The sequence below is a fragment of the Mycobacterium sp. 852002-40037_SCH5390672 genome (assembly GCF_001665875.1).
In the GTDB taxonomy this organism is placed as follows: domain Bacteria; phylum Actinomycetota; class Actinomycetes; order Mycobacteriales; family Mycobacteriaceae; genus Mycobacterium.
This window is the reverse complement of the sequence record NZ_LZTA01000116.1, coordinates 45,557-59,624: the sequence shown is the minus strand read 5'-3', so window position 1 is coordinate 59,624 and position 14,068 is coordinate 45,557. Positions and strand designations below refer to the sequence as shown.

Annotated in this window: 12 protein-coding genes; 8 read left to right on the top strand and 4 right to left on the bottom strand. The window is 66.1% G+C overall.

What is annotated here, in order from left to right; genetic code table 11:
- Nucleotides 1–42 precede the first annotated feature (42 nt).
- The 5 genes from A5782_RS21555 (at nucleotide 43) to A5782_RS21535 (ending at nucleotide 6,207) form a co-directional block, all read left to right on the top strand.
- On the top strand, nucleotides 43–1,059 hold the full coding sequence (locus A5782_RS21555) for a chemotaxis protein CheB (protein WP_067104120.1): 1,017 nt from the start codon (nucleotides 43–45) through the stop codon (nucleotides 1,057–1,059).
- Nucleotides 1,056–1,811 carry an STAS domain-containing protein gene (locus A5782_RS21550; RefSeq protein ID WP_067104119.1) on the top strand — a complete coding sequence of 252 codons (756 nt, stop codon included), beginning with the start codon at nucleotides 1,056–1,058 and terminating at the stop codon, nucleotides 1,809–1,811. The genes A5782_RS21555 and A5782_RS21550 overlap by 4 nt, the downstream gene beginning before the upstream one ends.
- Nucleotides 1,812–1,868: 57 nt before the next feature.
- Nucleotides 1,869–3,710 carry a CheR family methyltransferase gene (locus A5782_RS21545; protein ID WP_082943048.1) on the top strand — a complete coding sequence of 614 codons (1,842 nt, stop codon included), beginning with the start codon at nucleotides 1,869–1,871 and terminating at the stop codon, nucleotides 3,708–3,710.
- A gap of 186 nt (nucleotides 3,711–3,896) precedes the next feature.
- Entirely contained in the window at nucleotides 3,897–5,081 is a 1,185-nt protein-coding gene (locus tag A5782_RS21540) for a glycosyltransferase (RefSeq protein ID WP_067104118.1), read from the top strand.
- 43 nt (nucleotides 5,082–5,124) lie between these two features.
- Nucleotides 5,125–6,207, top strand: a complete 1,083-nt coding sequence (locus tag A5782_RS21535) for an AraC family transcriptional regulator (protein WP_067104117.1) — start codon at nucleotides 5,125–5,127, stop codon at nucleotides 6,205–6,207.
- 10 nt (nucleotides 6,208–6,217) lie between these two features.
- On the opposite strand, the gene A5782_RS21530 is transcribed toward A5782_RS21535, so the two are convergent.
- Nucleotides 6,218–7,606, bottom strand: coding sequence for a flavin monoamine oxidase family protein (locus A5782_RS21530; protein ID WP_369815664.1), 1,389 nt, complete (start codon nucleotides 7,604–7,606; stop codon nucleotides 6,218–6,220).
- 122 nt (nucleotides 7,607–7,728) lie between these two features.
- Between A5782_RS21530 and A5782_RS21525 the strand changes: the two genes are divergently transcribed.
- Nucleotides 7,729–8,694, top strand: coding sequence for an alpha/beta fold hydrolase (locus tag A5782_RS21525; protein ID WP_067104116.1), 966 nt, complete (start codon nucleotides 7,729–7,731; stop codon nucleotides 8,692–8,694).
- On the opposite strand, the gene A5782_RS21520 is transcribed toward A5782_RS21525, so the two are convergent.
- The 3 genes from A5782_RS21520 to A5782_RS21510 all read right to left on the bottom strand — a co-directional run bounded on the left by A5782_RS21520 (nucleotide 8,689) and on the right by A5782_RS21510 (nucleotide 12,530).
- Nucleotides 8,689–10,017 (bottom strand): flavin monoamine oxidase family protein, encoded by a 1,329-nt coding sequence (locus A5782_RS21520; RefSeq protein ID WP_369815665.1) that lies wholly within the window; start codon nucleotides 10,015–10,017, stop codon nucleotides 8,689–8,691. The genes A5782_RS21525 and A5782_RS21520 overlap by 6 nt on opposite strands.
- 261 nt (nucleotides 10,018–10,278) lie before the next feature.
- Nucleotides 10,279–11,394 (bottom strand): hypothetical protein, encoded by a 1,116-nt coding sequence (locus A5782_RS21515; RefSeq protein WP_067104114.1) that lies wholly within the window; start codon nucleotides 11,392–11,394, stop codon nucleotides 10,279–10,281.
- Nucleotides 11,394–12,530 (bottom strand): phosphotransferase family protein, encoded by a 1,137-nt coding sequence (locus tag A5782_RS21510; RefSeq protein WP_067104113.1) that lies wholly within the window; start codon nucleotides 12,528–12,530, stop codon nucleotides 11,394–11,396. Before A5782_RS21510 ends, A5782_RS21515 begins: the two co-directional genes overlap by 1 nt.
- A gap of 46 nt (nucleotides 12,531–12,576) precedes the next feature.
- Between A5782_RS21510 and A5782_RS21505 the strand changes: the two genes are divergently transcribed.
- A complete protein-coding gene (locus A5782_RS21505) occupies nucleotides 12,577–13,179 on the top strand; it encodes a TetR/AcrR family transcriptional regulator (RefSeq protein ID WP_067104112.1) in 603 nt (200 codons plus the stop codon).
- The gene (locus A5782_RS21500; protein WP_067104111.1) at nucleotides 13,176–14,048 is read left to right on the top strand and encodes an SDR family NAD(P)-dependent oxidoreductase; all 873 of its coding nucleotides are present in this window, start codon (nucleotides 13,176–13,178) and stop codon (nucleotides 14,046–14,048) included. Before A5782_RS21505 ends, A5782_RS21500 begins: the two co-directional genes overlap by 4 nt.
- Nucleotides 14,049–14,068: the final 20 nt, after the last annotated feature.

Genomic DNA, 14,068 nt, shown 5'->3' with positions numbered 1-14,068 from the left:
ATCGCTTCGTGGGTTGCCTACCATCGATGGGGGTAGTCGGGAGTGGTGATCAAGACGGCTGACGAAGACGGCGGCCTTCGGGGCGTGATAGCGATCGGTGCCTCGGCAGGTGGCGTCGAGGCGCTGTCGAATGTTGCCGCCGGTTTATCGCCGGATCTACCGTTCGCCTACTTGATGGTGTTGCACGTGCCCGCCGGCGCGCCCAGCGTTCTGGCGCGCATCATCGACCGCAGCGGTCCGCTGCCCGCGGTCGCCGCCCAGGACGCCGCGAGCCTGCAGCCAGGGCACATCTATGTCGGTATTCCGGATCGTCATTTGCTGGTCGCCGACCATCACGTGCTGCTGTCACAGGGACCCACCGAGAACGGGCACCGGCCGGCCATCAACGCGTTATTCCGTTCAGTGGCTGTCGAGTTCGGCCCCCGCGCGATCGGCGTGCTGCTCTCCGGCGTGCTCGATGACGGTGTGCTGGGAATGGCCGCCATCCGTTCGCGAGGCGGCACCACCATCGCCCAGTTACCCGAAGACGCATTGTTTCCGGCGATGCCGATCAACGCCCTGGAAGCAGGTGTAGTGGATCGGCAGGCTACGGCGGCCGATATCGGCGCGGTCCTCAAAGAGCTGTCGTGCCGGGAGATAGAGGACTTCGACATGGAACGAGACGCTGCGATGGAACTCGAGAACCGCATCGCGATGATGTCACGGTTCGCGACCAACTTCGACACCCAAAAATTGGGTGAGCCATCGGGCTACACCTGTCCCGATTGCAACGGTTCGCTGGTTTCCATCAGCGAGGGCAATTTCCGCTGTCAGGTCGGCCACGCGTGGACGGCCGAGGCCTTGCTCAGCGCGCGAGACAACGAGCTCGAGGGGGCGCTGTGGATCGCGGTGCGCAGCCTGCAGGAAAAAGCGAGGCTGGCCCGAGACATGGCCGGCAAGGCCGGAGCCGGTCTCCTGTTCCGGCGCTACACGGGAATTGCCGAGGAAACCGAACGGGCGCTGCACGTGCTCAGCGACCGCCTATCCGGCACTGCCCAGCAACGCGGTGAAGCCGGATGAGCGAGCATCGTCTGGCTATCCGGATCGAGGTGGAGCGTCAGGATGTGCCGATCCTGACGCTGGAGGGCCTGCTGGATAGCTCTACCTATCGAACCGTCCGCGACGCCGTGATCAAGGCCGCGATCGACGAGCCTCGTGCGGTGATCGTCGACATCAATCGGCTTCATGCGCCATCCGCCTCGGCCTGGACGGTGTTCACCAGCGCTCGTTGGCATGTCAGCGTCTGGCCGGACGTGCCGATCCTGCTGGTGTGTGCGCAACCACAGGTGCAGCGGACGATCGCCTTGGCGGGGGTCACCCGTTATGTACCGATACATTCCACCCGAGAGCTCGCGCTGGACGCCGTGCGTGGTCAGTCCATGAAGATCCGGCGACGGGCGCGCACCGAGCTTCTGCGGTCCAGCGTCAGCATCGATCTTGCTCGTGGTGTGGTCACCGATTGGCTCACCCACTGGGGCGCCCGTGAGGTGATCTCGGTCGCGGCCACGGTCGCCACCGTGTTCATCGAAAACGTTCTCGATCACACCGAGAGTGCGCCGGTGTTGATCGTCGAGAACTATCAAGACACCGTCACCGTCGCCGTCGAGGACAACAGTCCGCACCTGCCGGGCCGGCACGAAGATGCCGAGCGCGGCGCCGACATCGTCTCCGGACTGGCCATCGTCTCGGCGGTGTGTCGGGTGTGGGGCGCGACCCCGACACCGTCGGGCAAAACGGTCTGGGCGTTGCTCGGTATTGAAAACCAGCTCTAGCGCCGCGAGTAGTGTTCAAGTCCTTCGGTGAACCACTTATCGGACGGGACTTCGGCATTGGAATCCAAGACTGACGAGGCTTTCGAGGCCTTGTTGCGCTACATGCGGGATTCGCGCGGCTTCGACTTCACCGGCTACAAGCGCACCTCGCTGATACGTCGCGTCCGTCATCGGATGGACCAGGCGGGTTACGCCACATTCGACGAGTACCTGGACTTTCTGCAGGCCAGCTCGGATGAACTCACGGCGCTCTTCAACACCATCCTGATCAACGTCACCTCTTTCTTCCGCGACCCGGAGGCCTGGGACTACGTCGCCGCCGAGGTCATCCCGCGATTGCTGGCCGAACGTGGGCCCCACGACCCGATTCGGGTGTGGAGCGCCGGCTGCGCGTCCGGTCAGGAGGCCTACACGCTGGCCATGCTGTTGGCCGAGGCGCTGGGACTCGAGGATTTTCGGCAACGGGTCAAGATTTACGCCACGGACGTCGACGAAGATGCGCTCACCGAGGCGCGCGGCGCGTCCTACGACGCCAAGGCGGTCGAATCCGTACCGCCGGACCTGTTGGGGCGCTACTTCCAGCAGATCAACACCCGCTACGTCTTCCACAAAGACCTGCGGCGCGCGGTGATCTTCGGCCCCAACGACCTGGTCAGGGATGCGCCGATATCGCGTGTCGATTTGCTGGTCTGTCGTAATACGCTGATGTACCTCAATGCGGAAACGCAGCGAAAAGTCTTGGGGCGTCTACATTTTGCGCTTGCGCCCCAAGGCACCCTATTTCTCGGACACGCCGAGATGCTGCTTAGTCATGGCGACCGGTTCAAGCCGCTGAACCTCAAACACCGAATCTTCCGCAAGGCGGTGGGGACCCATGGCGGCGCCGACCGCTACGAACCGGCTGGGGGGTTCTACGAACGCCATGCCGATCTGCCGGGCCTGGCGACGGTCCGTGATATGGCGTTTCGTGCCAGCCCGGTGGCTCAGATCGTGGTGACCGGCGAGGACACCATCGCGATGATCAACCAGCAGGCGGAGACCGTCTTCGGGCTGTCGGCGCGCGACATCGGCCGGCTGCTGCGCGATCTCGAGGTTTCCTACCGTCCGGTTGAGTTGCGTGCCTACCTGGAACAAGCCAAGGTGGAGCGGCGTTCGGCGCGGATCCAGGACGTGAAATGGCAGCGCCCGGGTGCCGAGACGGTGTGGTTCGAGATCCACATCAATCCGCTCGTCGACGCCGAGAATGGCCTGCTCGGCGTGTCGATCGTGTTCTTCGACGTCACAGCGACGCGCGCCCTGCTGGACAAAGTCGTGCAAACCAACCACCAGCTCGAGGCGGCCTACGAAGAGCTGCAGTCCACCAACGAAGAACTCGAAACCACCAACGAGGAACTGCAATCCACCGTTGAGGAACTCGAGACCACCAACGAGGAACTGCAGTCCACCAACGAAGAACTCGAGACGATGAACGAGGAACTGCAGTGCACCAACGACGAACTGCAGACCATCAACGACATGCTGAGTGAGCGCAGTCTGGAACTGGACTACGCAAAGAACTTCCTGGGTTCCCTGGTCGACTCGGTCCGGAGCGGCATGGTGGTGGTCGACCGCGAAATGAACGTCATTTTGTGGAACCGCGGTTGCGAGGACCTCTGGGGGCTACGCGCCGAGGAGACGGTCGGGTCCAGGCTGACGGCACTCGACATCGGCCTGCCGCTCGACGGCGTGCGGCCATTGATCGGCACTGCCTTCGTCGACCCGGACAGTTCCGGTGAAGCGGTAGTGGATGCGGTCAACCGGCGCGGCCGCGCGGCGCGGGTGCGGGTCACGTGCACGCCGTTTCGCTCGAACGAGGGAACGGTCGGCGGAGCCCTGCTGCTGATAGATGTTCTGGACTAGCTGGCAAGACCCGCCGCCGCAACATGCCTCCGGTTGCGCCGTATGACCGCGTTCTGCCGGCTCGCCAGGGTCCAGCGGGCGAACTTTGAGCCTGCAAGCGAAGTGGTGATCTGGGCCGTTTCGCCGGCGCCCGCCAGTGGTATGTCTCCTGGTGTTGGCGAAGCATGTGCGCGGAGGGAATCGCGGTTGAGGATTGCAATTGTCAGCGGTGATGACGTCGTCGGGGAGGACCCCGAGCGGCTGTGCACCGCGTTGACGACCCAGGGACACGATACGACGGTCTGCCTGCGGCAAAGTGGTCGACGGCCGGCCAAAGCGGCCGCCGCCGGCTGCCGTCGTGTTTCGGTTCCCGTCGGCCCGAGCGCGCCGGCATCGCCGACGGACCTGTTGCCCTACGTCGGCGACTGGGCGGCAAAGCTTGAGCGCGTCTGGTCGAAGGAACGGCCCGACGTCGTGCATGCATACGGATGGTTGGGCGGGTTGGCCGCTCAACTGGCGGCGCGACGTCGACGCGTCCCGGTTGTGCAGACGTTCTTGGGCATGGCAGCGGCATCGCGTCCCCGTGGTGCGGCATCCACGCCCAAAAGCGCACGAGAGCGCATAGAGCCGCTTTTGGCGCGCAGCGCGACCTGGGCGACGGGTGAGAGCAGCGTCGAGGTCGATATGCTGGCCCACCTACGTCACAGTCGCGCGCGAGTGTCGGCCTTCACATGCGGTGTGGACTCCGCGCTGTACACCCCGAGCGGTCCGGAGGTTGCTCGGAACGAACGTCAACGCGTTCTATGTGTGGCACCAAATCCACTGCAGCATAACGGTTTTGATATCGCAATCGGCGCACTGTACCGGGTTCCCGGCGCGGAGCTGGTTATTGTGGAAACCGACGCGACCAACGCCGTGCACGACGACGCGCGAGCCCGGCTGCAGTACCTGGCCCGCGAATTCGAAGTCGCCGACCGCGTCCATTTTGCGGGCACAGTCGCCAGTGACGAATTGCCGATGTGGATACGGTCCGCCGACGTGATGGTGTGCACACCTCGCCATCCACCGCGTCCCACGACCGTGTTACAGGCCATGGCCAGTGGGGTGGTAGTGGTTGCGGCGACCGTGGGCGCCCTGGCTGACGTCGTACTCGACGACATCACCGGCGTCGTGGTGCCGCCGGAAAATCCCGTCGGGCTGGCGGCAGCTTTGAGAAGGCTTCTCGCCCAGAGCTTTCAATGCGAGAGCATGGGCGCGGCCGGTCGCAGTCGTGCACAGTCACGCTTCGCATGGCAGCGCATCGCGCTGGACGCACTGAACATTTACCACAGTGCGGGGGCGCAAGATCGGTCACCGACAGATCTGTCATCGCCGGCGCGCGTGATGCCATGACGAGGACGCCCACGGTCTTTCATCCGGGCCGGCCATGACTGCCATGACGAGCGCAACGGACGGGCAGTCGCAGTCCCCCCTGGGTGTGGTCGATTCCGCCGGCGAAGCGCCGGAGGCGCCTCGGGCCGACTTCTGTCCCGCCCGCCCTGTCCTCGGATGTGATCCGGAGTACGAGTTCCCTCCAGCCGCGGTGGAATACAAGCAGTTCCGCACCACTGATGGCCAGGCAGTGCGTCGATTTTTTGCATCGGCCTATCGGCCAGGTTGGCGGCTCCGCGCGCTTACCAATTATTCCGCGGTGTCGCACCGGCGCAGTGCTGCTGGTTCAATGATTTTCGACGAGGTGATGATTCAGGGGCGATCGACCCTTGAGGTTCCGGCGGACGACACCATTGTGGTGATCCAGCCACGCGCCGGGTCGCTGAGCGTCGAGGGCGTGCCCGCGACCGCGGACTCGCCGATTCTCGTCGCCCACAGCATGTCCTGCCTACTGCACTGCAACGGTGCGCGTTTCGATGTCGTCGCGATCGACGCCGAAGTGCTGCACAAAGTCACCGCGCACTGGCACAAGCCGGCGCAGCAGACGCGGTTCGTGAATTCGCGGCCGCGGTCCCGCGCTGCCGTGCGGGCGTGGCATCGGGCTTTGGATTATGTCATTTTGACGTTGGCTTCCGCGGATACCGCCCAGCAGCCGTTGGTTGTCGCGGGCATGGCCAACCTGCTCACCGGTGTGCTGCTCGAGTGCTATCCGTCCACCCTCACCGGGCAGGACGCGGCCAGCGAACTCGCATTACCGGCAACGCTCAAGGAAGCGGTGTCATTCATCCACCGCCATATCACCGACGACATCGGCATCAACGAGGTGGCCGCAGCGGTGCACCTGACGCCCAGAGCGGTTCAATACCTGTTCCGCCGCCAGCTCGACACCACCCCGACCGAGTACATGCGTCGTACCCGGCTCAGCCGCGCTCATCAAGAGCTGACAGCGGCAACGACATCTAACTCGACCGTCACCGAAATCGCCCAGCGATGGGGATTCGCGCACACCGGACGGTTCGCGGTGCTCTACCGACAGACCTACGGCCAAAGCCCCCACACCACGCTGCGCCAACAACCCATGCCGTGACTCGGGGTGGTCACCCCTTCACATGGTGCAGCAGTTGGTCCGCGGCATAGCGGCCGCTGAGCACCGCGCCACTCACCGTGGCCGGATTGTCAACGCCGACAGCCTCACCCGCCAGGTAGAGCCGGTCGCTGATCGGCTGTTGTAGTCGGCTCCGGTCGGCCAAGCCGGAACCGGGCGGGTGAAACGAATAGGCACCGAGTGCGTACGGGTCGACGGTCCAGTTCGACGTCCGTACATCCGCTAGCGAGATGTTGTCGCCGAAGAGCCGGCGGGCGGCCGTCAGCGCGCTGGTCAGCAGATCCTTGGGCGCGCACGACTCCACAAATCGCCCCCGCCCACCACCGTTGAAGGCCAACGCGATTGGACCCGCATCGCTCGGCAAGGTGAACCACTGCGACCACAGCCCGCCTTCCGGGGCGATGTACTGGTAGAAGGCATTGTCTACCTTCCAAGTTCGTTGGTCGAAGCGAAAGAAGCTCTTGGACAACGCCCCGAAGCCCAGGGCGCGTACGGCCTGGGCATGCCCCGGGGGGAGTGGCGGATCGAAAGCGATCGCACCGGATTTCAGCACCCCGAGGGGCACCGTGACGATGGCGGCCGGCCCCTGGAACGACTTGTCCTTGGTCCGCACGATGACGGCGCCGTCGCGCTGCACGATCGCGGTGACCGGCGTATTGAGCTCGATGGTAAGTCCGTCGGCAAGTAACTTCGGCAGGGCGTCATAGCCGTTCGTGATGACGTCTTGATCGCCGCCGGCATAGTCACCCTTGTCAAAGGTGCTGGCCGAGAGCTGATCTGCGTCGGCGGCGTATTCGTCCTCGATCTCGGTGGTGAGGTAGAACGCCAGCTGGGCGCGATCGGACGGGGAGAGCCTCGCGCCGTCGGCGGCGGCGTGCACCGCGGCGCCCAGACTTCCCGCGCCGTCCCGACTGCGCGCCCGTTCGACAAACGATCGCCAGGTTGCGCTCTGGTAATCCAACGGCGCCACGGCGGGATCGACCGCGAGCTTGACCCACCCGTAATAGTCGGTGCTGACCAGCTGCGCCCGCGCTCGCCGGGCCAGCTCGGTCACGGGGTTGTCCGTCGTGCCGTGGATCCACGACGCGCCCAACTCCAGCGGGGTGCCCCAGTCCCGGTCGGTGCAGACCCTGCCGCCGATACGGCCGCGGGCTTCGAGGACGCGTACCGACCGTCCCGCGTCGGCAAGGCTGCGTGCGGCGGTCAGCCCCGCCATCCCGGCGCCGACGACCAGGATCGACTTGGTGTCCGGTGCGGGCGGTGGTTCATCGGACGGACGCCCGGTTGCGCCCGTCGGTCGATTCGGCGCGCAGGCGGCCGCCAGCCCACCACCGGCCACGCCGGTCGCGGCCGCGATGAATGCCCGACGCGACAAAGGCACGGGTCTAAGCGTCTCATAAGAATCGTTTGCCGGATTTCGGTAAAAGCGAACCGAACTTAGGGATAAAATTGTCTCATCCTTAGCTGCGGCAACGGTGCCGCGTTCGAGGAGGGGGAGCGGCGATGAGTGCTCGACGATCGACTCGCACAGCTGACCCGTTCCCCGATGAGCTGCCGCCGAGCGAGACCGTGCCGGTTCGGGCGGCCGACGGCACCCGACTGCACGCGGAAGTGTTCGGCCCAGCCGACGGTTATCCGATTGTGTTGACGCACGGCATCACCTGCGCGATCCGGGCGTGGGCATACCAGATCGCCGACCTGTCCAACGACTACCGGGTGATCGCATTCGATCACCGCGGCCACGGTCGAAGTGACGTGCCCCGGGCCAAGGACTACAGCCTCAAACACCTTGCCTCCGATCTGGATTCGGTGCTGGACGCGACCCTGGCGCCGCACGAGCGGGCGGTGGTGGCCGGTCATTCCATGGGCGGCATCACCATCGCCGCCTGGTCGGAGCGCTACCGGCACAAGGTCTCCCGGCGCGCGGACGCCGTCGCGCTGATCAACACCACCACCGGTGATCTGATCCGCAAGGTGCAGCTGCTGCCGGCGCCGTACGGATTGTCGCCGGCCCGGGTTCTCGCCGGGCGAGCCCTGATCAACGCGTTCGGCGGGTTCGGAGTCCCGGGAGCCGCCCGCCTCCCCAGCCGCTATGTGGTGGCGATGCTGGCCACCGGGCGCGACGCCGATCCGAGTATCGCCAACCTCGTCTACGAGCTCTTCGAGAAGACGTCACCGGCGGGACGGGCCGGCTGCGCCAGGGCACTGGTCGCCTCCCTGGGCTCTCGGTATCTCAACCTGGACGGTTTGACCGTGCCGACGTTGGTCATCGGCAGTGAACGCGACCGGCTGACCCCGATCAGCCAGTCCCGCAGGATCGCGCGCACCGCACCCAACCTGATCGAGCTGGTCGAACTGCCCGGCGGGCACTGCTCGATGCTGGAACACCCGCGCGAGGTGAACCGCCAGTTGCGTGGCCTCGCCGAGATGGCGGTCCACAACGCGGCCACCCGCCGGATCAGCTCATAGCAGGGCGGTGATCTCGGCGGCCGCGCGCTGCCCTGATCTGATGGCCCCGTCGAGGAACCCCGTCCACTCGTCAGCGGTTTCGGTGCCGGCCCAGTGAATCGGCCCGACCGGTTCGCGCAGCCAGGGCCCGAACCGCGTCCACGACCCGGGCGGCACCGCAGCGGTGGGGCCGCCGGGCGCGAATTCCTCTACCCCCCAACGATGATCCACATAGTCCAGGGGTTTGAGCGCATCATCACCGAAAAGCGTTGCGAAGCAGCGCAACGCGTCGCGGCGGCGCTGATCGCTGGGTAGCGAGTCGAACGCGCGGGCGTCCACAAAACCCATCAGGATGCCCGGGCCGTCCGGGTGCGGACTGACATCGAAGGTGATGAAAACGGGGCCCTCGTCGGACAGCGCCTGCCCCGAAAACCCGTTGGTCCGCCAGAACGGCGTGGAATAGGCCGCGTAGGCCTTACTGAGCCGGCCCTGCGGCCAATGCCGGGCGAGTTGCTCATACTCGGCGGGCAGCGGGGGAGTGAACTCGATCGAGGCGCGATGGGCCGGCGGGATGGCCACGATGACAAACCCGGCCTCGGTCTCGCCGAGGTCGGTCGTGACGGTGACGCCTGCGCCGTGCCGCTCAATACGGCGCACCGGGGCATTGAGCATCACCCGGGTGCCCAGTTCGGCGGCCGCGGCCTCGGCGATCTGTTGCGTGCCCCCGGGGAAGCGGTCCTGTTGGGCACCGTCCTGCACATCGAGAAGCCGGTCCAGTCCGCCGGCCGCGTGCGCATAGCGCGCGGCGTGCAGCATCGACACGTCGTCGGGTTCACATCCCCAGGTCACCCGCGCCACGATTGCCAGCAGGTCATGCGAGGAAGCGGTCGCGCGCACCGAGCGCAACCAGCCGCCGAGCGACAGGCCGTCGAGTTCGCGCGCACGGCGGGCATTCCAGGGCGCCGCCAGCGGAATGCTGCGGGCAATCCTGTCGAACTGCCACCGCAGCCGACCGATGTCCAGGAGTCCGGTCAGCGAAAGCTTCGGAATGGTGCCGTGATACGCGTGCGTCCACCCACGCCAATGGATCAGGTTCTTACCGTCGTGGTGTGTCGGGGTGGTCGGTACGTCGAGTTCGGCGGCCATCGCCAAGACGGCGTCTTGGGTGGGCCCGACGAAAGTCCCGCCCAGATCTGCCGGTAATCCGGCGACACTGCCGGTCAGCGACCGTCCGCCGACCCGGTCGCGGCCCTCGAAGACCGCCACGTCATGGCCTTGCTGTGTCAGCTCGCGCGCCGCGGCAAGTCCGGCGAAGCCCGCACCGACCACGACGACGTCGACCATTCGCGGCGGTTTTGACACGCGGTCTAGTGAACCGCATTTCTGCGGTTTTCACGGCGAATTCTGCAAGCTAAGGGGCGAACCGCCCGGCGTTCGCATCACGGAGATGGCAAACATATGCCGACCTCGCTATGTTAATTACGCTGCGACCACGTGCTTCCCACACGTCCTGCCCCCAGTCCGACCAGTTCGGCCGCGGCCGCCGGCACCACGCCCAACCTGCGCACCCGGGGGGCTACCGGCCACGGCGCGATCGTTGAGTTGCTACGGCGCGACCGTCAACCAGTCGGTGAACCCCGACGGGTCGTGCCGGCCCAGCGCCCCGTGCTCGTACAGGCCCCAGCCCTCGACCGGCTCGCCGCCGCCGTCACGGCAGACCGCGCGGCCGACATGGTCTATCACGCCGAAGCCGGCGCGGCCGACGATGGCCGGGTCAGTCATGTCGTAAGTCAGGCGCTCGGCGAACTTTTCGCCCTTCCAGGTGCCGTGTATCCAGTCGGAGTCGCCGCCATAGCCGCCGCCGACGTGGATGGGCACCGGCAGCCTGGACTCGACGTCGAAATGGACCGGGGTTCCGTCGGGGGTGGTGGCGTCGATCGTCGCGCCGGTCGGGATGCGGGTGCCGGAGCGGTAGTGGATCTTGACTCGCGGCCAGCCCAGCTGCTCGACGCGGCCGTCGCGCCAGATCCGGGTGCAATCGTTGAGCGAGCGGAACCCCTTGGGCTCCTCCTGGATGATCAGCACGATCGCGAAATCCTCGAAGGCCATGGGTACATAGAGCCACCACATGCCCTCGAAGGGCGGGTCGGCGGGTCGGCCCGCGGGCTCGGCCTCGCCGATCGGACGGATGCCCCAGGACCGGTCGCGGCTGCCCAACCAGGTATTGGGGTCGACGGTGACTTCCTCGCCGTCGATGACGATGTGCCCGCTCCAGCTGCCGAGCTGTGCGAAGCGCTGCGCATCCAGGGTGACCCGGTTGCCCGACCGCAGGATGTGCGGCTGCTCCTGGACGACGTCGAACAGGCCATTCCAGGTGAGATCGGCTGCGATGCCTTCGGTTTCGTCGAGTACGATCCGGAGCTTGTGCAGCGGTTCGATGACCTCGACGCGGTAACCGTTGACGTGCTGGTTGAGCCGGTCTTGATCGATGGCGTCCGAAAGATGCACGGCGGTCTGGGTATCTGCGCGCCTGATGAGCAGGAATGCATCCTTGACCCCGAGGTTGGGGTAGTAGCCGATGCCGCTGATCACGAAGATGTTCCCGGTGCGGTCGTGGGCGTTGAAGTAGGAGCGGTCGTAGAAGTTGCGGTCCGAGGGGCCCGGCCAAGCGATCGGCTGGGGAATTTGGTGTACCGGGAACTCGTCGAGCGGTCCGAGCATTACTGGTCCTCTCCGATTAACCTTCGCATCAATCCGGCGTGATAGAACAACGATTCGACGTCGTCGGGCTTTTCGGTTTCGCCGAAGTGCACCCGGCGGGCTCCGGTGCGCATGAACACACACGCCCACATCACGCCGGAATACACGTAGAACCAGTGCAAGTCGCCGACTTCGACGCCGGCCACCCGCGCATAGGTGGCGCGCACGTCCTCCTCTCGCATCACTTCGGGCAGCCCCGGTAGCGTCGCCAGGCCCGCGAGTTCTTGAAAGACCATGTGTGCGAATATCATCCACGCCACATCGAGCTCGCGCGGGCCCAGCGTCACCATCTCCCAGTCCAGCACCGCCACCGGCCGGAAGTCGTTGTACAACACGTTGCCGATCCGGGCGTCGCCCCACAGCAGCACCGGCTCGGCGGCGGCCGCCTCGGCCGGCCAGTGGGCTTCCAGCCAGTCGAAGGTCCGCTCCAGCAACGGCGATCGCCCGATGTCGGGTACCGCGAAGTCATACCAGGACCGCACCCAGTTGAAGTGCCTGCGCATCGCGGTGTCACCGGATTGGCCCTCGGTGAGGAAGCCAAAGGTGTTCTGCGCGTCCGGAATCGAGTGCAATGTGGCCAGGACGCCGACGGTGGCGTCCTGCAGTTCGCGCTGCCGCTCGGCGGGCGCGTCGGCGAACCAGTTGCCGCCGAACGTATACGGCATGACGTCGGGCGGCACCTCACCCTCGACGTAGTCCATCACGAAGAACGGCGTGCCGAGCACGGCACCGGTGTTCTCCAGCCAGCGCACCCGGGGCACCGGCACGTCGGTCAGCTCGCCCACTTTGCGGATGACATCGAATTGGTGGTCGAGCCGATAGGTCGGGAAGACCTGCACATCCTCGGCGGTGGGCGCCACCCGCGCCACCAGCTTCTGCTGCCTCGGCTGCCCGTCCTCGTGCCAGCGGGTGGTCAGGATGATGGTCTCCGACGACATGCCCGTCGAGTCCACGCCGCTTTCCACGGTCACCTCGGGTTTTGCGGCGTCCGGCAGTACGGTGGAGAGCCAGCGTGACATGACCGTCGGCAACGTCGTGACGTCGCGGCTGGAGCGCTGGAGCCGGTCGACCTTGTCAAGCGCCGGTTCTGTTGCCATAAGGTGCCTCCTTCGTTGAGGCAATTACGATACGGTAGGTAGCGTTATGAAAGCAGACCCGTCCGGCCTTGACAAGGCCTCCGGCGCCGGCCGCCCGCGCGATCCGCGTATCGACTCGGCCATCCTATCGGCGACCGCGGAACTGCTTGTCCAAACGGGCTATTCCAACATCAGTCTGGCCGCGGTCGCCGAGCGCGCCGGCACCACGAAGTCCGCGCTCTACCGGCGGTGGTCGAGCAAGGCCGAACTGGTGCACGAGGCGGCCTTCCCGACCACCCCGACCGCGCTGGAGTCGCCGGCCGGGGATATCGCTGCCGACATGCGGATGATGATCGAGGCCACTCGTGACGTCTTCACCACCCCGGTAGTCCGCGCCGCGCTGCCCGGTCTGGTTGCCGACATGACGGCCGACCCCGCGCTCAACGCGCGAGTGATGGCGCGATTCGTGGACTTGTTCACCGCGGTGCGGGTACGGCTGCGTGAGGCCGTTGACCGGGGCGAAGCCCATCCCGACGTGGATCCGGACCGATTGATCGAGTTGATCGGGGGATCGACGATGCTGCGCGTGCTGCTGCGTCCGGGAGAAGACCTCGACGATGCGTGGGTGGAGCAGACCACGGCCATCGTCGTGCACGGGGTACGGCGATGACGGGACGGCTTGCGGGCCGCGCCGCGATCGTCACCGGCGGTAGCCGTGGGCTGGGACGGGCGATCGCGTTGACCCTGGCGGCCGACGGTGCCGCGGTGGCGGTTGCCGGGCGTACCGAAGAAGTATGGGACGAGCGGTTGCCGGGAACCATCGGCGAGACGGTCGCCGACATCGCGGCGGCGGGCGGGCGGGCCGTGTCGGTCCGGGCCGATTTGACCGACCGCGATCAAATTGTCCGGTTGGTCGAATCGGCGCGAGACGCATTGGGTCCCGTAGGGATTCTGGTCAACAACGCGGCCTTTACCGCACCCGGCCGACCACCGGGGCCGGGCACGCAACCGCGCGAAAAGGCCGCCAAGCCACGGGGCTCCGCCGCCAAACCCGGCTGGCCGGGATTCGTCAGCACGCCCTTGCACGCGTATCGCCGGCATTTCGACATCGCGGTGTTCGCGGCCTACGAGCTGATGCAGATGGTGTGCCCCGACATGATCGAGGCAGGTGGCGGCTCGATCATCAACATCACCTCGGTCGCGTCCCGGCTGCCCGGCGATGGCCCGTACGCCGACCGCCGCGGCGGGGTGCTGCCCGGGTATGGCGGATCCAAGGCCGCACTCGAACACCTGACCCAGTGCGCGGCATTCGACCTCGCCGACCACAACATCGCGGTCAATGCGCTGTCGCCGTCGAAACCGATCCTCACGCCGGGGCTTTCCTACTATGCCCGCAACTTCGATGACACCGCGTCTGCGGACGAATTCGCCCGTGCAGCAGTCGAATTAGCTCTGGTCGATCCCGGCAAGGTCACCGGCCGCACCATCGGTCACCAACAGGTCCTTGACGGCAGTTTCCGGCCCTTCGCGGTGGACTAGACCGGTGCGGTCGCTGTCAC